Raw genomic sequence first — 16,072 nt, 5'->3', positions numbered from 1 at the left:
CCACGGGAACGAGCCGATACCGGCCGACGATCACGGAAGCGAGCCGGTCTCGGCCGACGCTCGCGGGTCCGACCTGGACGGGGGCGTGGATGGCGAATCCCCCCACACCGCGCGACGAAGGCGCGCAAAAACAACGATGGCGAGCCGGACCGCGTTCTCCGCGGTCATGACTCGCCATCGCCAACGTGCGCCGCCAGGGACTCGAACCCCGGACCCGCTGATTAAGAGTCAGCTGCTCTAACCAACTGAGCTAGCGGCGCCTGCTGACGTCGTAGACCTTAGCATCCTGGTCGGCGGGAGGAAAAATCGAAATCCGTACGGCGGCCCGGGCGGCCCGCACGGCCGCCCAGAGCATGACCTCGGGACCGGGCAGCCAGGGATGCCGGGTGTCGGGCGCGACCAGCCAGCGGGCGCTGCCGGGGGCGTCGCCGCCGGTCAGGGGCGGGACGGTCACCGCGTCGCCCGTGCCGTGGCACAGCAGCGGCGGCACCTCCTGTGCCCGCTGGGACCCCCACTCCTCCCAGGCCAGCAGCGAGGGCAGTCGCTGGGCCGTGCCGGGGGCCGCGAAGAGCAGCATCCGGCCCCGGAACACCGCGACCGGCCCCGATCCCGCTCCCTCGTCCCACAGCCGGTCCAGCATCCGGCGCCCGAAGATCGCCGGGACGCTCACGACGTCGAAGACCATGCCGCAGGGCAGGACGACCGGGGCGTCCGGGCGTTCCCGCCACAGGGCGAGCGTGCTCCGGGAATATGTTCCTGCCGAGGCGAGCCAGGCGACGCCGTCGGAGCTGACACACGTGACGTTCGGGGCGCTGCTCATGACATCTACATGTACAGCCGGTGAGCGGACCGTTCTCCTGAGTTGCGGAAAGACGGGACAGGGACGGCCGGGGAGGAGTATCTTGCCCGCCTGGCATATGCCCCCGGGTTGCTACAGCGGATCGGCGGGCGTCCGCCCGTCGCCTTCTCCGCGGATCAGATCCCGCCCGAACTCGACCATCTTCTTCGCGTAGTCCTCGGTCCACTCCGCCCGGTCGGCGATGTCCGCCGGGGTCAGCCGGTCGAACCGGCGCGGGTCGGCGAGCTGGGCCGCCGCCATGGCCTGGAACTCCACGGCGCGGTCGGCCGCCGCGCGGAACGCCTGGGTCAGCTCCGTCGCCCGGGCCAGCAGCTCCCGCGGGTCCTCGATCGACTCCAGGTCGAAGAAGTGCTCGGGATCGGAAGCCGCCTCCGCGGGCTCGAAGAGCAGGGGCGCGGGGCGTAGCCGCGGTTCGTTACGACGCGGCGTGGGCTCCGCCATGTCTTTACTCCTCCTCGTACGGTTCGCCGGCACCGCCTTCGGGTGGGCCACCGTCCATTGTCCCGCGCCCGCGCAAGAGGACGTACGACGAGGCGAGCGGGGCCGGGGCCCGGCGGGCGGGACCCAGGGGGCGGGGCCAGGGGGCGGCCCCGCCGCCGAGGGGAGCGGGCCCGAGGCCGGGGGTGGAGCGGGCCCAGGGCCGGGGGTGGAGCGAGCCCGGGGCCGGGGCGGAGCGGGCCGGGGGCCGGGGCGGAGCGAGCCCGGGGCCGGGGGCGGGCCTATGCCTGCACCATCGGCTCCCGGGTGAACAAGGTCCCCAGCGTGGGCGCGTTCACCCGCCGGTCGGCGAGCCTCAGCCCCTCCCACACCGTCACCTGGTTGGCCGTGAGCACCGGCTTGGACAGCGCCTTCTCCAGCAGCCCGAGGTGCGCGGCGGTGTGCAGCGCCGTGTCCGGCAGCAGTACGGCCTCCGCGTCGGAGTCGTCCGCGGCCCGCGCCAGCGTCAGCACGTCCTCCTCCCCCCAGGTGCCGACCTCGGCCGCGGTGACGATCCCCGAGGAGCGCGTGCCGGTCACCTCCAGGCCGCCGGCCCGCAGGAAGTCGGCGAACAGCACGGCGACGTCCTCCGGGTAGGTCGCGCCGACGGCGACCCGCCGTACCCCGATCTCCCGGGCCGCGTGCACGAAGGCGAAGGACGTCGACGAGGCGGGCATCCCGGCCAGCCGGGCCAGGGCCCGTACCTGGTCCTTGGCGCCCTCCCAGCCGCGGACGAAGCCGCCGCTGGTGCACGCCCACACCAGCGTCTCGGCCCCGGCCAGCCGCAGCCCCTCCACACCGTCGGCGAGCCGCTCGGCGGAACCCATCTCCAGCAGCGCGTCCACCCGGTGCGCGTCCTCGCCGATGTCGGTGTGGATCAGATCCAGTCGGATGTCGCTGCCCAGGAGTTGCTCCATGCGCGGATAGTCGTCCTCGGCGGAGTGGCCCGGGTAGAGGAATCCGAGTGCGGTCATGTCCAGCCTTCCTGCTGTTCTTCGGGCAGTACGGGCCACACGCGGGCGGCGTCGTCCAGCAGCGCCTGATAGGGCCCCACGGCTCGGGTACCCAGTCGGCGCAGCGCCGCCCACATCGTGACCTGGTTGGCCGAGATCACCGGCATGCGCAGTTCGGCCTCCAGTTGGGGGATGACGTCGTAGGTCGGGAGGTTGGTGCAGGAGAGGAAGAGGGCGTCGGCGGTGCCCGGGCGGGCCGCCCGGCGGGCCATGGCGACGACGTCCCGGTACGGCACCCGCCAGATGTGCCGGGTCAGCCCCATGTACGCGCAGCCGGTGACCCGTACGCCGGCCGCGGCCACGTACTCCTCCAGCGCCCGGGTCACGGACACGGTGTACGGCGTGACCAGGGCGACCCGCCGGGCGCCCAGCTCCGCCAGCGCCTCCAGCAGCGCCCCGGAGGTGGTCAGCGCGGGCAGGGCGCCGGCCCTGGTCATCGCCGCGCACATCGCGCGCTCGCCGGGGATCAAGCCGACGAAGCTGCCGGAGGTGCAGGCGTAGGCGACGACCTCGGGGGAGACGGCGGTCAGCGCCCGGACCGCCTCGGCGAGGGTCTCGTGCTCGCTGACCAGCCGGGCCAGGTCCAGGCTCACCTCCACCGGCACGAACGGGGTGCGGGTCAGATGCAGCGAGACCTCGTCGGGCACCCAGCGCCACAGCTCGCGGTCGAGAGCGAAGTCGAAGGGCGCCACCACGCCGACACCGCGCTGGGGGCGGGGACCGCCGAGAAAGGAGACGTCCATGGCTGACACCGGCCTCACGCTGGGAGACGAGTGGGCAACGGATCGTGGGTACGCCCGTGTTGACGAAGGTAGGTTCGGGTGCGAGCGTGGTCAATCCGCGCATGTCAGACGCCGGGAGCCGCCCCGCATGACGCCGACACCCCCCACTCTTCTGGTCCTCGACGCCGATCCGCCGCCCCGGCTCGGCAGCCTCACCGGCCGCGCCCGGATCGTGCGCACGGACGCGGCGCACCTGGCCGAGCGGCTGCCCGGCGCGGACGTGCTGCTGGTGTGGGACTTCACCTCGCACGCGGTGCGGGAGGCGTGGCCCGGCGACGGGCCCCGGCCGCGCTGGGTGCACACGGCGAGCGCGGGCGTGGACCATCTGATGTGCCCGGAGCTGGCCGCCTCGGACACGGTGGTCACCAACGCACGCGGGATCTTCGAGCAGCCGATCGCCGAGTACGTCGCGGCCCTCGTGCTGGCGGTCGCCAAGGACCTCCCGCGCACCCTGGAGTACCAGCGGGAGCGCGTCTGGCGGCACCGGGAGACCCGGCGGGTGGCGGGCACCCGCGCGTGTGTGGTCGGCTCGGGTCCGATCGGACGGGCGATCGTCCGGGCGCTGAAGGCGCTGGGCGTGACGACGGCGCTGGTCGGGCGGGTGTCGCGGACCGGCGTGCACGGCCCGGCCGACCTGGACCGGCTGATCTCCCGCGCGGACTGGGTGATCGCGGCGGCTCCGCTGACCGAGCAGACGAACCGCATGTTCGACACCCACCGGTTCGGGGTGATGCAGCCCTCGGCGTTCTTCGTGAACGTCGGCCGCGGCGCTCTGGTCGACGAGGAGGCCCTGGCCGGGGCGCTGACCCGGCGCTGGATCGCGGGCGCGGCCCTGGACGTGTTCACCGCCGAACCGCTGCCACCGGACAGCCCGTTGTGGGAGCTGCCCGGGCTGATCGTGTCCCCGCACATGAGCGGCGACACGATCGGCTGGCGGGACGAACTGGGCGCGCAGTTCGTGGAGTTGTACGAGCGGTGGGCGGTGGGCAGATCTCTGCCGAACGTGGTCGACAAGACGCGTGGTTACGTGCCCGGTCATTGAACCCCTTGGAGGGTGCATGCAGCTCACCGACCTGACCGCCGGCCGGCTCCTCGACGGTTACCGCAAGGGCGAGTTCAGCCCGGTGGAGGTGACCGGACAGGCGCTGGAGCGGGCGCGGCGGATCCAGCCGGAGGTGAACGCGTTCGTGCGGCTCACCGAGGAGGACGCGCTCGCCCGGGCCCGGGAGTCGGAGGCGCGCTGGCGGCGCGGTGAGCCGGCCGGGCTGGTCGACGGGGTGCCGGTGACGGTCAAGGACCTCCTGCTGCTGCGCGGTCACCCCACCCTGCGCGGCTCCACCGCCGTCTCCGAGGGGGGCGGCTGGGAGGAGGACGCGCCCTCGGTGGCCCGGCTGCGCGAGCACGGGGCGGTGTTCCTCGGCAAGACGACCACGCCCGAGTACGGCTGGAAGGGGGTCACCGACTCCCCGCTGACCGGGATCACCCGCAATCCGTACGACCGCGCTCGCACCGCGGGTGGCTCCAGCGGCGGCAGCGCGGCGGCCGTCGCCCTCGGCGCGGGCCCGCTGTCGCTGGGCACGGACGGCGGCGGCAGCATCCGTATCCCGGCCGCGTTCTGCGGGATCTTCGGGTTGAAGCCGACGTACGGCAGGGTGCCGCTGTATCCGGCCAGCGCGTTCGGCACGCTGTCGCACACGGGGCCGATGACCCGGGACGCGGCCGACGCGGCCCTGCTGCTCGACGTGATCGGCGTGCCCGACGCGCGGGACTGGTCGGCGCTGCCGGCCGCGCCGGGCTCCTTCACGGAGGCGTTGCGGGGAGGGGTCCGGGGGCTGCGGGTGGCGTACTCGCCGTCGCTCGGCGGCCAGGTGGCGGTCCAGCCGGCGGTGGCCGCGGCGGTACGGCGGGCGGTGGCCTCCCTCGCCGGACTCGGGGCGTACGTGGAGGAAGCCGACCCCGACTTCAGTGACCCGGTGGAGGCGTTCCACACCCTGTGGTTCAGCGGCGCGGCCCGGCTGACCCAGGGCTTCTCACCGCACCGCCGGCGGCGGCTGGACCCCGGGCTGCGGGAGATCTGCGCGCAGGGCGCCCGGTTGAGCGCGCTGGACTACCTGGCCGCGGTGGACGTCCGGATGGATCTCGGGCGGCGGATGGGACGCTTCCACGAGCGGTACGACCTGCTGGTGACGCCGACCTTGCCGGTGACGGCGTTCGAGGCGGGCCGGGAAGTGCCGGCGGGTTCCGCTCACGCACGCTGGACGGGGTGGACGCCGTTCACGTACCCCTTCAACCTGACCCAGCAGCCGGCGGCGACGGTGCCGGTCGGGGCCGACGGGGACGGACTGCCGGTGGGCATGCAGATCGTGGGCGCGCGGCACCGGGACGACGTGGTGCTGCGGGCCGCGCATGCCCTGTACGAGGCCGAGGTGGCTTCGGCACCGCCGGCTTCCGCCGTCGTGGCTCAGCGCCGCCACGGCGACTAGAGAAACCGGCGGCCCAGCGGCCCGCGCCCGGCGGAGCGGCCCGCAACCAGCGAAGCCGCCCACTCCTGTCGAAGCCGCCCGCGCCTGCCGAAGCGGCTCGCAACCAGCGGAGCCGCCCACACCGGCCGAGCCGCCCGCGCCCGGCGGAGCCGCTCACACCAGCTAGGCGGCCCGCGCCCGTTGGAGCCGCCTACGCCCGGCGGAAGGCCAGCCTCTCCCCCGCCGCCCCCGTCCGCCACAGGTCGTTGCACGCCTCGGCCATCCGGTCGAGGCCCTCGACGACCTGGCCCCAGACGATGCCCGGCACCCAGCCGACGTCGCCGTTGAGGAGCAGGTTGTTGCGCTCGTAGAACAGGGCCAGGTCGACCACCGTGGCGCCGGGGCGGACCTCGCGGTCGTAGCCGTAGGCCCGTGTGCCCAGTTCGGTGCCGGTGAAGGCGAAGTAACAGAGGTCGCCGGGAATCGGAGTGACCGTCGGGTTCTCCAGTGGGGGTTCCGTGGAGGCGAACGGCGGGAAGAGGGCGTAGATCTCGTTGCGCGCGTACTTGGCGTGGTAGACGTCCCCCGAGAGCGGCAGTGCCTCCCCCACTGCCGCGCAGGTCAGGGGCGCGCGGTCGTCCAGCAGTCGTGCCGTGCAGTGCACGTCCCGCAGTTCGAGCGAGACGGTGACGAATCGATCGGCCATGAAACCCAGGGTGCATAGCCCGGATGCGCTTGGGTAGCCGCGCCGCCATGGCTCCACCACTTGGGAACGACGTACACACGGTTCGCCCGGAACTCAGACACACCCGGCGCTCGGTGCTCGCGGGCCTCGCGGCGTTCGGCGCGCTGGGCGCGGCGGGCTGCACGCGGGTGGCGTCGGCGTCCGGCGAGAACGGCGGCGATCTGCTGGAGAGGCTGCGCGCGCAGGGTGTCGTGCGGCTCGGGATCGCCGGTGAGATTCCCTTCGGGTACATCGACAGGGACGGCAACCTCACCGGGGAGGCGCCCGAGCTGGCGAAGGTGATCTTCAAGCGGCTCGGGGTGGACCGGGTACAGCCGGTGCCGACCGAGTTCGGCTCGCTGATCCCGGGCCTGAACGCGCAGCAGTTCGCCGTGGTGGCCGCGGGCATGTACGTCACTCCGGACCGCTGCGAGCAGGTGATCTTCGCGGATCCCGACTACCGGATGCCCGACGCCTTCATCGTCCGCAAGGGCAACCCGCTGGGCCTGCGCACCTACGCGGACGCGCTGCGCCGGCACGCCAAGGTGGCCACCGGTACCGGGTACGCGCAGATCCAGCACGCGGTGGAGGCGGGCTTCGAGGAGAGCGACCTCGTCATCGTCCCCGACCAGGTCGCCGGGCTGAACGCGGTGGAGTCGGGCCGGGTCGACATGTTCACGGCCACGGCCGTCACCGCCCGGCTCGTCGCGCGGGGTTCCGCCAAGGCCGAGTCGACCGAGCCGTTCGTGGCGCTCGTCGACGGCAAGCCGAAGGTGGACGGCGGGGCGTTCGCGTTCCGGCCGACGGAGACCCGGCTCAGGGACGCCTTCAACACCGAGCTGCACAAGCTGCGCCGGAGCGGGGAGCTGTACCGGATCGTCCGGCCCTTCGGTTTCACCAAGGCCGAGATGACGACCCTGACCGCGAAGGAGTTGTGCGGCTCATGACCCGGGGACTTTGGGCCCACGTCCTGCACGGCATAGGCACCACGCTCCAGTTGCTGGTGTACAGCGCGCTGCTCGCCGTCGCGGTCTCCTTCGTCGTCGGTGCCGCGCGCACCCACCGGTCGCGGCTGGTCCGCTTCGTCGCGGCCTTCTACACCGAGGTGTTCCGCGGCATCTCGGCGCTGGTGATGATCTTCTGGGTGTTCTTCGTGCTGCCGGTCGCCTTCGGGTGGCAGCTGGTGCCGATGTGGGCCGGCACGCTCGCGCTGGGCCTCACCTACGGCGCCTACGGCTCGGAGATCGTGCGCGGCGCCCTGAAGGCGGTGGACCCGGCACAGCGGGAGGGCGGGATCGCGCTCGGCTTCTCGCCCTGGCAGCGGCTCCGGCTGATCCTGCTGCCGCAGGCGGTGCCGGAGATGATCCCGTCCTTCTCCAACCTGCTGGTGGAGCTGCTCAAGGGCACCGCGCTGGTGTCCATCACGGGCATGGGCGACCTGGCGTTCAGCGGCAACCTGGTCCGCCTCGCCCTCCAGCAGAGCGGCGAGATCTACTCGTACCTGCTGCTGATCTATTTCGTGATCGCGTTCCTGCTCACCCGCGGCATGCGCGGCCTGGAGCGTCGGCTGAAGGCGGAGGTGGCCCGATGACCTGGGACTGGGGCGCCGTGGCCGATTTCCTGCCGTACTTCTGGAGGGGCCTGGTCGTCACCCTGGAGGCGCTGGCCCTGGGGTCGCTGATCGCGTTCGCGCTGGGGCTGGTGTGGACCCTGCTGATGCGCATGCCGACCCGGTGGGTGCGCTGGCCGGTGGGGGTCTTCACGGAGTTCGTACGGGACACCCCGCTGCTGGTCCAGCTGTTCTTCCTGTTCTACGTGCTGCCCGAGGCGGGCCTGACCCTGTCCCCGCTGGCCACCGGTGTCCTCGGGCTCGGGCTGCACTACTCGACGTACACGATGCAGGTGTACCGGGCCGGTATCGAGGCGGTGCCGGCGGGTCAGTGGGAGGCCGCGACGGCGCTGAGCCTGCCGGTACGGCGCACCTGGGTGGCGGTGATCCTGCCGCAGGCGCTGCGCCGGGTGGTGCCGCCGCTCGGCAACTACGTCATCTCGATGCTGAAGGACACGCCGATGCTGATGACGATCGGCGTGCTGGAGATGCTGGGCCGGGCGCGGCTCGTCTCCCAGCAGCACTTCCAGTTCACCGAGCCGCTGACGGTGATCGGGGTCGCCTTCATCGTCGTCTCTTACCTGGCCTCCCTACTTCTGCGCACCCTGGAGCGACGTCTTGTCCGTTGAGACCAGCAAGCAGCCGGCCGCGACCGGCACCCTGCCGACCGAGTTGATACGCCTGGAGGGCGTGACCAAGCGGTTCGGGGACAACACCGTCCTCGACGGCCTCGACCTGTCCGTGGACGCGGGCCGGCACGTCACCCTGATCGGCCCCTCCGGCTCCGGCAAGACCACGATCCTGCGGCTGTTGATGACCCTCGCCAAGCCGGACGAGGGCACGATCACCGTGGACGGGCAGCGGCTGTTCCCGGCGCCGGAGAAGGAGGTCCGCGAGGTCCGCAAGAAGATCGGGATGGTGTTCCAGCAGTTCAACCTGTTCCCGAACATGTCGGTGCTGCGCAACCTCACCGAGGCCCCGGTCCGCGTGCTCGGCCTGTCGAAGGACGAGGCCGAGGCGCGGGCCCGGGAGCTGCTGGACCTGGTGGGCCTGGCCGACAAGTGCGACGCCCGGCCGACCCGGCTCTCCGGCGGGCAGCAGCAGCGGGTGGCGATCGCCCGGGCGCTGGCGATGCGGCCGCAGGTGCTGCTGCTGGACGAGGTGACCTCCGCGCTCGACCCGGAGCTGGTCGCGGGCGTGCTCGACCTGCTCCGCGACATCGCGCGCAGCACCGACATCACGATGCTGTGCGTGACCCACGAGATGGGTTTCGCCCGGGACATCTCCGACCAGGTGCTGATGTTCGACGCGGGCCGGGTCGTCGAGACGGGGCCGCCGGAGAAGATCTTCGGCGACCCGGAGCAGGAGCGTACCCGGGAGTTCATCAGCGCGGTGCTGTGAGCCGGAGGTCCCGGGGGGAAGTGCCGAGGTCCGGTCATTGGGGCATGCCGCTGGCATATGCCAGCGGATCTCCGCCGCAGTTGGGGGCGTGAGCGCGCGGGCCGGAATCTCGCCAAGCCCCTCTCCGCCGCGACTGTTTGACGGCTATCGTGGACACGATCCGCCGACCCGGATCGCGGCCGAGGGGGAACCGACATGAGGATCGAGCCGACCGCCCCGTACCACTCCGCCCAGGACGCGCTGCGCGTGCTGGAGACCGTGGCCCGGCACTCCGCCGGCGTCACCGACACCGAGCTGGCCCGCCGCACCGGCCTCGACCCCGAGCGCCTCACCGCCCTGCTGCGGATGCTGCGCCGCGAGGGCTACGTCGAGCAGATCACCGACGGGGCGTACGTCACCGGTGACACCCTGCGCCGGCTCACCTCGGCGCACGACCGGGAGCGCGCCCTGCGTGACAAGCTCCAGCACACCCTGGACCGGCTGCGCGACTCGGTCGGCGCGGCCGTGTACCTGAGCCGGTACGTCGACGGCGAGGTCCGGGTCACCCAGTACGCCGCGGGGCCGGCCACCCCGGCGGTCAACGAGTGGGTGGACTTCCGTTACTCCGCCCACGCCACGGCCGTCGGCAAGAGCCTGCTGACCCAGCTCGACCACAACGCCCGTCGCGACCACCTCGCCCGCCACAAGATGGCCCGGCTCACCTCGCGCACCATCACCAGCGACAAGCTGCTGCTGTCCCGCCTGGAGTCGCAGCCGCCGACGGTGCCGGTGCTCGACCTCCAGGAGTACGCGGTGGGCACGGTCTGCGCGGCCGTACCGATCACCGCGGGCTCCTCGGTCGGCTGCCTGGCCCTGTCCCTCCCGGTGGAGCACGCGCACCGGCTGAAGCAGGCCGCGGACACGCTGAACCGCAGCGCGGCCCCGGTCCTGCTGTCGCTCGCGATCTAGCGCGATCCAGGTGGTCACCAGCACCCCTCGGGACCAGGTAGTATTTTCTTCGTCGCCAGCCGCGGGAACGAAAAACCGCGGTCGGCGAGAGTCATGCGCCGCTAGCTCAGTTGGTTAGAGCAGCTGACTCTTAATCAGCGGGTCCGGGGTTCGAGTCCCTGGCGGCGCACAGTGACGATGGCGAGCCACGTCCGCGGACAACGCGGACCTGGCTCGCCATCGTCGTCTTCGCGTGGCTTCACCACGCGCGGCGGAGGCTTCTCCCCCCTCACCCCTGATGCGGGCCTCTCGTGGAAGCGAGGGGCCCTTCGGCGTCCGGCGGGGCCGGTCTGGCGGTACGCCTCCTCCCCCGGTGGCCGCCACCACTCGCCAGATGGCGAGGGTCACGGCAGCAGGCCGCCCGACTCGGCGAAGATCACGTGGGCGAAGAGCATGAAGCCGACGCAGAAGGCCCCCGCCACGCCGAGGAAGACCAGTCCGCAGCCGGTGCCCGCGGCGAGCCTGCCGGGCGCCGGGGGCTTGGCGGTGGCCTGCTGGGGGAACTCGGCGAGGTAGCGCACGGTCACGAAGTCACCCTCCAGGACCGTCGCGGGGCCGTCCTCCTCCTCGAAGCGGACCGTGCGGCCGTCGCGGGTGGTGAACTCGTAGACGTGGTGCAGGGTGGTGTGCACGGACGTGTCCCCGCCGCCCCCGCTGGTCGTCGTGTACATCCGCAGGCAGCGCGCCTCGGCGGTCAGGCCGTGCGTCCACGTCCGGTTGATCCTGCGCGCCCGGTGGACCAGCAGGTACGCGGCGTACGCGAAGCCCGCCAGCATGAGGCCGGGCACGGCGTAGAAGAGCAGTTCGAACATGAGGTCCCCCGAGGTCGTCACGCCCGCTCCACTCGGCCGGCGTGCGAGGAACGTACCCGGCCGGCGGGGTGACCGGCCTCAAGAGAAGCTCAGTATCAGTATCGGGACAGTTCGACCCACTCGTGCAGGAGGTAGACCGCGCAGCCCGCGATCACCGCCAGCCAGACGACCGCTGCCGCCATGTCCTTGCCGGGCCGCGGCTCGGCCGCGGTGGCCCTGTCCGGCTCGTGCGAGGCGTAGTGGACGAGGACCAGATCGCCCACGGCGCGCTCGCGCGGGCCGCCGGCCTCCTTGAAACGGACGGCGCCGCCGTCCCGGGTGGTGAAGTCGTACTCGTGCCACTGCACGCGCCGGGCCGCGTTGTTGACCACCTGGGTGGTCGCCCAGGCCCGCACGACCCGGGCCTGCGCGGTCAGCCCGCTCTCCCAGGCCGAGCGTCGTTGCCGGGTCCGGCGGACGATGGCGACGGCCGCCCAGACCAGGCCGCCGAGCAGCCCCAGCATCGATATGTTGAACAAGGCGTCCACAGCGCTGTACCCCCGTACGTCGGTCGCGGGATCCCCACGTGCGCCGGCCACCGGAATGACCCGGCACCGGCGCACGCGGACCCTACCCGAGGGGGATCAGAAGGTGACGTCCGAGCAGGCGTAGAACGCGTTGCCCGTGTCGGCGATCGTCCACACCGCGAGGATGACGTGGTGCCCGCTCAGGCCGGACGGCAGCGTGCCGCTGTGGCTGAGCGTGGACGGCGGGCGCTGCCCGTTGTACGGCACCGTCAGGAACGGGGTGAGGTTGAGGTCCGAGCGGGAGAGGTTGTGGTTCTGGTCCCAGCCCGGCTTGGTGACGTAGTACTTGAAGTCCGTCGTGGCGTGCATGGCGGTGAACTGCCAGCGGAAGGTGTACGACTGGCCACCCGTCACCTTGGTGGTGGGCCAGGCCGCTCCGGACGGCGTCTTCGGCGCGCTGAGCTGGGCGAACTGGCTCAGGCCGCCGTTGCAGAGCTGGCCGTCGGCGGGACCGCCGGCCGGGAAGCCCTTGGGGCCCTCGACGCTCTGCGGCTCCCACTGGATCTGGCCGCAGTTCGTCACGGTGCCGTTCTGACAGAGTTTCTGCCTGCTGACGGGGAGGTCGGTGTAGCCGTGACCGCTGGCGCCGCCGGTGGAGAGCGCGAACGCTCCGGCGGTCACCGCGCCCAGCACGACCGCGGACAACTTGGTCTTGGTGCGCATGCTGCCGCTCCTGGGGAACGTGGGGAGTTCGGTGAGCCCTGCAGGTAGGTCTAGACCAAGTCTCAGATTATTGCCCGTAGTTGACTGTGTCCATACAAACGACATGCCGCCGCGAACGACGTGTCCGCACCCGTCGCCGGACGTGGGCTAGACCGGCTCCCCACGCCCCGAGCAGAACGCCACCGTCAGGTCCCGGACCAGCACCTTGCGCTCGTAGTCGTCCAGTTCGACCAGGCCGCGCACGGTCAGCCGGGTCACCGTGTCCTCCACCGAGTCCACCACCGAGCTGAGCATGGTGGCCCGCTGCCGGGCGTCCAGCGCGGCGATCCGGCGCCGCTGCATCGCGCCGGCCACCTCGGGGGCGTAGTCCACCCGGACCGGCTGCACCGAGAACACCTCCAGGCCGACCGGCGCGGTCTCCGTCGCCACCAGCCGGGTCAGCGCGTCCCCGGCCGCCGTCGCCCCGCCCCGCGTCCCACCCGCCGGCTCCACCGGCACCCGGGCCAGCGCCGCCTCCACGCACTCGCACAGGTACGCCTCGTGGTCCTCGACGCCGAGCAGGGCCCGCGCGGTGTCCCGCACCCGCCACACCACCAGCACGGCCACCCGCAGCGCCATCCCGTCGGGATCCGCCGCCGGCATCGCCTCGCTGCGCCAGTGCCGCAGCCGCACGTCCGCCCGGCGGCGCAGCACCAGCGGATTCACCCACAGCAGCCCGGTGCGCCGGACCGTACCGCGGTACCGCCCGAACAGGCCCAGCACAAAGGCCCGTCCGGTCCGCCCCCGGGCCAGGCCGCCGAAGCCGGACACGCCGAGCAGCCCGGCCCCGGCGTACGCGGCCCACTGCGCGGGCCCGAGGCCGGCGCCCGGGTACGCCGGCAGGCCGAGCGCATGGGCGGCGAACGACGGGAGCAGCCCCGCCCACCAGGTGGTGGCCAGACAGCCGGTGAGCCCGCAGGCACCGGCGAGCAGCCCGGCCGCCCCCGGCAGCACCCGCGCCGGCCGCTCCGCCAGCTCCGGGTCGACCTCCGGCAGCGGCCTTCTGCGCACCGGCGCCGGGCGGCGCAGCCGGGGCTGCTCGCCGGTGCCCTGCCGACGGGCCACCACGGCCGGTCTGAGCGGCACCCCCACCGGGTCGGGATCGTCCCGGAACAGCAGGTGGACGGGGATCTCGGTGGTCGCCTCGTTCTGGATCAGGCGGGCCGGACGGGGACCGGGACCGGCGCCGGGGCCGTCCGACTGCCCCTCGGACTCGGGCGGTGTGTGGGATGTGGTCGTACTCATGCGTGCTCCAGCCTCCGCGCCAGACGCGTCATGAACAGGGGTGGGATGTGCGGGGACGGTCCGGGGCCGGGCCGGGCGGCCGGCCCCGGACCGGGCTCAGGCGAACAGACGGCGCCAGGTCTCCGGGCCGGGGTAGCCGTCCGCCGCGCCGCCCCGCCAGCCCTGGGTGCGCTGGAACGCCTCGACGGCCCGTCGGTCCGCCTCGCCCCAGTGCGGGCCCGGGCCGTCGGCGTAGAACCGGCCGAACCCCTTCCGCGCCAGCTGGGCGCCGAGCTGGGTGACGTAGTCGTTGGTCGCCCCCGGCCGGAAGTACTGACGGCCGGGATAGCCGGGCACCCCGTGCGAGGCGGGCCGGGCCGGACCGATGCCCTTGCCCTGGCCCGCGACCAGCAGTTCCCAGGTGCGCCGGCCCGGCAGCCCGTCGGCGTCGGCGCCCGTCCAGCCCTGCGCCCGCTGGAACGCCCGGGTGGCGCGCCGGTCCGCCTCGTCCCAGACCGGCCCCGGGCCGTGGGGGTAGTACGCGCCCGCGCCCCTGGCGATCAGCATCTCGCCGAGCCGGGTCACGTACTTGTTGTCGGCGCCGGGCCCGAAGTAGGCCGCGCCCGGGTAGGGCTCCGCCGCCTTCGCGCCGGCCGCGCCCTGGGGCACACCCTTGTAGCGGTAGGGGACGTACTTGGTGGTGTTGCTCCAGTAGGGATAGGGGGTCGTCTGGCTGCGGGTGTGCGGGGGTGTCTGCTCGTACACCCGGTAGGAGGTGTGCGTGTGGTCCGACCAGCCGCCGAAGATCACGACGTGGGAACCCTTCTCGGGGTTGTCGGGGTTGTGGTACAGCAGGATGTCGCCGGGTTGCAGCTCCTCCTTGGTGATCTTCACCCCGAACTGGTCGAGGCTGCCCGTCCACTCGTTGTTCGGCAGACCCCAGGCCATCGAGACATAGCCCGAGCAGTCCTGGCGGTAGCCGTCGGACCAGAACGCGGTCATGCTGTACGGCACCTTGGCGGCCACCCAGACCTTGGCCCGGTTGATGATGTCGGTCCGGGTGGTGGCGGGGATCGGGACGGCGGGGGTCCCCACCGGGCCGCCCGCCGGGCCGTGGAGCGGGGCCTTCTTGCCCTGCGGGGTCTCGGGTTCGCCGTCACCGGGCAGTGCCTGGCGGTGCGGGGAGTGGCCGGGGGTGAGTGCGGCGGCCGGGGAGACCGCGCCCAGGGCGGCGGAGACGGCGGCCACGACCACCACTCCGCGGGCCGCACCGTGGCGGCCGAACAGCGGGCGCGGGGCCGGCCGCCGGCCGTGGACACATCCGGGACAGTCGCAGTCGCTCGCGGGATCGACTTCCTCGAACACCGGAACGGTCATGCGATCTGCCTCACATTCAGGGGTGATTTGTCCGCGTGTGTGCACGTTGATCAGTTTCCCAACTACGTTCCGAACGCGCATTTTGACGGTCCGAACGATGTACGCGCCCCGCCGGGCGACGGACAGGACACCTGAGGGTGGTCCGGAGCACCCCGGGAGGTCGGGTAGAGTTTTCTCCGTCAGCAGGCGCCGCTAGCTCAGTTGGTTAGAGCAGCTGACTCTTAATCAGCGGGTCCGGGGTTCGAGTCCCTGGCGGCGCACCGACCGAAAAGCCCCTCGCGCAAGCGGGGGGCTTTTCGTCTGCCCCTCCCCCCGAATGGCCGGATACCCTCTGGCCATGGCAGCCCGGGACCTTCAGGAGCGGATCAAGAAGCTGATCGTGGACCAGCGGCTGCCCTCGGGCGCCCCGCTGCCCACCGAGCCCGAGCTGATGCGGCTGCTGGGAGCGAGCCGCAACTCGGTGCGGGAGGCCCTGAAGGCGCTCCAGGCGATGGGGATCGTGGAGATCCGGCACGGGTTCGGGACATACGTCGGCTCGATGTCGTTCGCGCCGATGATCGAGGGCCTGGCCTTCCGGACCGTCGCCGGCCACTACCGCGGCGAGGACTCGCTGCTCCAGCTGCTGGAGCTGCGCGAGGCCGTCGAGACCGGGCTGGTGTCACGGCTGGCCGGACGGCTGCCGGAGGCGGACCTGGTGGAGCTGGACGCGCTCGTCCAGCGCATGGAGCGAGAGGCCGCCGAGGGAACCGGGCTCGCCGAGACCGACCGCGCCTTCCACGCCACCCTCTACCGGGGACTGGACAACGTGCTGCTCGGCGAGGTGCTGGAGGCGTTCTGGGACGCCTTCCACCGGGTGCAGCAGGACCTGATGGACGTTCCGCAGGACCCGCGGGTCACCTGCCGCCAGCACCGGGAGATCCTGGACGCCGTCCGGTCCGGTGACTCCCTGCGGGCCGAGCGGGCCATAAGGGAGCACTTCGGCAACGTCCGTACCCGCCTGTCCCGGGTGGCCGTGTCCCACCGCTGACCCGTCCCCCGGACGCTCAGCCGGCCGTCCCCCGTCCCCCGGACGCTCAG

The 16,072-nt window shown here is 72.6% G+C and carries 18 protein-coding genes and 3 tRNA genes; 10 read left to right on the top strand and 11 right to left on the bottom strand.

Going from position 1 to position 16,072, the window contains the following annotated elements; genetic code table 11:
* Positions 1-186: 186 nt before the first annotated feature.
* From ACIGYR_RS08215 to ACIGYR_RS08195, 5 genes are all read right to left on the bottom strand, one after another.
* Positions 187-260 (bottom strand) — tRNA-Lys (locus ACIGYR_RS08215).
* Positions 251-820: a bifunctional DNA primase/polymerase gene (locus tag ACIGYR_RS08210; RefSeq protein ID WP_399596309.1), complete on the bottom strand. Its 570-nt coding sequence runs from the start codon at positions 818-820 to the stop codon at positions 251-253. The genes ACIGYR_RS08215 and ACIGYR_RS08210 overlap by 10 nt, the downstream gene beginning before the upstream one ends.
* Positions 821-931: 111 nt before the next feature.
* Positions 932-1,300, bottom strand: a complete 369-nt coding sequence (locus ACIGYR_RS08205) for a hypothetical protein (protein ID WP_391845196.1) — start codon at positions 1,298-1,300, stop codon at positions 932-934.
* A 278-nt stretch (positions 1,301-1,578) separates the two neighbouring features.
* Complete coding sequence (locus tag ACIGYR_RS08200) at positions 1,579-2,310, bottom strand: decarboxylase (protein WP_399596312.1); 732 nt, start codon at positions 2,308-2,310, stop codon at positions 1,579-1,581.
* Positions 2,307-3,092, bottom strand: a complete 786-nt coding sequence (locus ACIGYR_RS08195) for an aspartate/glutamate racemase family protein (protein WP_391845590.1) — start codon at positions 3,090-3,092, stop codon at positions 2,307-2,309. Before ACIGYR_RS08195 ends, ACIGYR_RS08200 begins: the two co-directional genes overlap by 4 nt.
* A 127-nt stretch (positions 3,093-3,219) precedes the next feature.
* Between ACIGYR_RS08195 and ACIGYR_RS08190 the strand changes: the two genes are divergently transcribed.
* Complete coding sequence (locus ACIGYR_RS08190) at positions 3,220-4,173, top strand: D-2-hydroxyacid dehydrogenase (RefSeq protein WP_399596313.1); 954 nt, start codon at positions 3,220-3,222, stop codon at positions 4,171-4,173.
* 16 nt (positions 4,174-4,189) lie between these two features.
* Positions 4,190-5,614 carry an amidase gene (locus tag ACIGYR_RS08185; RefSeq protein ID WP_399596314.1) on the top strand — a complete coding sequence of 475 codons (1,425 nt, stop codon included), beginning with the start codon at positions 4,190-4,192 and terminating at the stop codon, positions 5,612-5,614.
* 190 nt (positions 5,615-5,804) lie between these two features.
* On the opposite strand, the gene ACIGYR_RS08180 is transcribed toward ACIGYR_RS08185, so the two are convergent.
* Positions 5,805-6,299 carry a DUF3830 family protein gene (locus ACIGYR_RS08180; RefSeq protein ID WP_391845189.1) on the bottom strand — a complete coding sequence of 165 codons (495 nt, stop codon included), beginning with the start codon at positions 6,297-6,299 and terminating at the stop codon, positions 5,805-5,807.
* Positions 6,300-6,346: 47 nt separating this feature from the next.
* On the opposite strand from ACIGYR_RS08180, the gene ehuB reads away from it, so the two are divergent.
* The 6 genes from ehuB (at position 6,347) to ACIGYR_RS08150 (ending at position 10,444) form a co-directional block, all read left to right on the top strand.
* Positions 6,347-7,264 (top strand): ectoine/hydroxyectoine ABC transporter substrate-binding protein EhuB, encoded by a 918-nt coding sequence (gene ehuB, locus ACIGYR_RS08175; RefSeq protein ID WP_399596316.1) that lies wholly within the window; start codon positions 6,347-6,349, stop codon positions 7,262-7,264.
* Positions 7,261-7,908 carry an ectoine/hydroxyectoine ABC transporter permease subunit EhuC gene (ehuC, locus tag ACIGYR_RS08170; protein ID WP_399596318.1) on the top strand — a complete coding sequence of 216 codons (648 nt, stop codon included), beginning with the start codon at positions 7,261-7,263 and terminating at the stop codon, positions 7,906-7,908. The genes ehuB and ehuC overlap by 4 nt, the downstream gene beginning before the upstream one ends.
* Positions 7,905-8,555: an ectoine/hydroxyectoine ABC transporter permease subunit EhuD gene (gene ehuD / locus ACIGYR_RS08165; protein WP_399596319.1), complete on the top strand. Its 651-nt coding sequence runs from the start codon at positions 7,905-7,907 to the stop codon at positions 8,553-8,555. The genes ehuC and ehuD overlap by 4 nt, the downstream gene beginning before the upstream one ends.
* Positions 8,545-9,327, top strand: coding sequence for an ectoine/hydroxyectoine ABC transporter ATP-binding protein EhuA (gene ehuA / locus ACIGYR_RS08160; RefSeq protein ID WP_391845183.1), 783 nt, complete (start codon positions 8,545-8,547; stop codon positions 9,325-9,327). Before ehuD ends, ehuA begins: the two co-directional genes overlap by 11 nt.
* 195 nt (positions 9,328-9,522) lie before the next feature.
* Positions 9,523-10,275 (top strand): IclR family transcriptional regulator, encoded by a 753-nt coding sequence (locus ACIGYR_RS08155; protein ID WP_399596321.1) that lies wholly within the window; start codon positions 9,523-9,525, stop codon positions 10,273-10,275.
* Positions 10,276-10,370: 95 nt separating this feature from the next.
* A tRNA-Lys gene (locus tag ACIGYR_RS08150) sits at positions 10,371-10,444 on the top strand.
* Between the two features lie 214 nt (positions 10,445-10,658).
* On the opposite strand, the gene ACIGYR_RS08145 is transcribed toward ACIGYR_RS08150, so the two are convergent.
* The 5 genes from ACIGYR_RS08145 to ACIGYR_RS08125 all read right to left on the bottom strand — a co-directional run bounded on the left by ACIGYR_RS08145 (position 10,659) and on the right by ACIGYR_RS08125 (position 14,995).
* A complete protein-coding gene (locus ACIGYR_RS08145; protein ID WP_391845588.1) occupies positions 10,659-11,126 on the bottom strand; it encodes a DUF3592 domain-containing protein in 468 nt (155 codons plus the stop codon).
* A 95-nt stretch (positions 11,127-11,221) separates the two neighbouring features.
* Positions 11,222-11,653 (bottom strand): hypothetical protein, encoded by a 432-nt coding sequence (locus ACIGYR_RS08140; RefSeq protein WP_391845180.1) that lies wholly within the window; start codon positions 11,651-11,653, stop codon positions 11,222-11,224.
* A gap of 96 nt (positions 11,654-11,749) precedes the next feature.
* Entirely contained in the window at positions 11,750-12,355 is a 606-nt protein-coding gene (locus ACIGYR_RS08135) for a lytic polysaccharide monooxygenase (RefSeq protein WP_399596323.1), read from the bottom strand.
* Between the two features lie 147 nt (positions 12,356-12,502).
* Positions 12,503-13,639 (bottom strand): SPFH domain-containing protein, encoded by a 1,137-nt coding sequence (locus tag ACIGYR_RS08130; protein ID WP_399596325.1) that lies wholly within the window; start codon positions 13,637-13,639, stop codon positions 12,503-12,505.
* A 96-nt stretch (positions 13,640-13,735) separates the two neighbouring features.
* Positions 13,736-14,995, bottom strand: coding sequence for a peptidoglycan-binding protein (locus ACIGYR_RS08125; RefSeq protein ID WP_399596327.1), 1,260 nt, complete (start codon positions 14,993-14,995; stop codon positions 13,736-13,738).
* A 186-nt stretch (positions 14,996-15,181) separates the two neighbouring features.
* Between ACIGYR_RS08125 and ACIGYR_RS08120 the strand changes: the two genes are divergently transcribed.
* A tRNA-Lys gene (locus ACIGYR_RS08120) sits at positions 15,182-15,255 on the top strand.
* Positions 15,256-15,332: 77 nt separating this feature from the next.
* On the top strand, positions 15,333-16,022 hold the full coding sequence (locus ACIGYR_RS08115) for a FadR/GntR family transcriptional regulator (RefSeq protein WP_399596329.1): 690 nt from the start codon (positions 15,333-15,335) through the stop codon (positions 16,020-16,022).
* The last annotated feature ends 50 nt before the right edge of the window (positions 16,023-16,072 follow it).

The sequence above is a fragment of the Streptomyces sp. NPDC053076 genome (genome assembly GCF_044546845.1).
In the GTDB taxonomy this organism is placed as follows: Bacteria; Actinomycetota; Actinomycetes; order Streptomycetales; family Streptomycetaceae; genus Streptomyces.
Note: the sequence above shows the minus strand (reverse complement) of the source record. Positions and strands in the feature narration are given on the sequence as shown.

What these genes read in the sequence shown, in the direction of transcription:
- ACIGYR_RS08210 (WP_399596309.1), bottom strand. Translation starts at nt 820, where the DNA reads ATGAGCAGCGCCCCGAACGTCACGTGTGTCAGCTCCGACGGCGTCGCC.
- ACIGYR_RS08135 (WP_399596323.1), bottom strand. Translation starts at nt 12,355, where the DNA reads ATGCGCACCAAGACCAAGTTGTCCGCGGTCGTGCTGGGCGCGGTGACC.
- ACIGYR_RS08180 (WP_391845189.1), bottom strand. Translation starts at nt 6,299, where the DNA reads ATGGCCGATCGATTCGTCACCGTCTCGCTCGAACTGCGGGACGTGCAC.
- ACIGYR_RS08200 (WP_399596312.1), bottom strand. Translation starts at nt 2,310, where the DNA reads ATGACCGCACTCGGATTCCTCTACCCGGGCCACTCCGCCGAGGACGAC.
- ACIGYR_RS08115 (WP_399596329.1), top strand. Translation starts at nt 15,333, where the DNA reads ATGGCAGCCCGGGACCTTCAGGAGCGGATCAAGAAGCTGATCGTGGAC.
- ehuB (WP_399596316.1), top strand. Translation starts at nt 6,347, where the DNA reads ATGGCTCCACCACTTGGGAACGACGTACACACGGTTCGCCCGGAACTC.
- ACIGYR_RS08125 (WP_399596327.1), bottom strand. Translation starts at nt 14,995, where the DNA reads ATGACCGTTCCGGTGTTCGAGGAAGTCGATCCCGCGAGCGACTGCGAC.
- ACIGYR_RS08205 (WP_391845196.1), bottom strand. Translation starts at nt 1,300, where the DNA reads ATGGCGGAGCCCACGCCGCGTCGTAACGAACCGCGGCTACGCCCCGCG.
- ACIGYR_RS08130 (WP_399596325.1), bottom strand. Translation starts at nt 13,639, where the DNA reads ATGAGTACGACCACATCCCACACACCGCCCGAGTCCGAGGGGCAGTCG.
- ACIGYR_RS08190 (WP_399596313.1), top strand. Translation starts at nt 3,220, where the DNA reads ATGACGCCGACACCCCCCACTCTTCTGGTCCTCGACGCCGATCCGCCG.
- ehuD (WP_399596319.1), top strand. Translation starts at nt 7,905, where the DNA reads ATGACCTGGGACTGGGGCGCCGTGGCCGATTTCCTGCCGTACTTCTGG.
- ACIGYR_RS08155 (WP_399596321.1), top strand. Translation starts at nt 9,523, where the DNA reads ATGAGGATCGAGCCGACCGCCCCGTACCACTCCGCCCAGGACGCGCTG.
- ehuC (WP_399596318.1), top strand. Translation starts at nt 7,261, where the DNA reads ATGACCCGGGGACTTTGGGCCCACGTCCTGCACGGCATAGGCACCACG.
- ACIGYR_RS08145 (WP_391845588.1), bottom strand. Translation starts at nt 11,126, where the DNA reads ATGTTCGAACTGCTCTTCTACGCCGTGCCCGGCCTCATGCTGGCGGGC.
- ACIGYR_RS08185 (WP_399596314.1), top strand. Translation starts at nt 4,190, where the DNA reads ATGCAGCTCACCGACCTGACCGCCGGCCGGCTCCTCGACGGTTACCGC.
- ACIGYR_RS08195 (WP_391845590.1), bottom strand. Translation starts at nt 3,092, where the DNA reads ATGGACGTCTCCTTTCTCGGCGGTCCCCGCCCCCAGCGCGGTGTCGGC.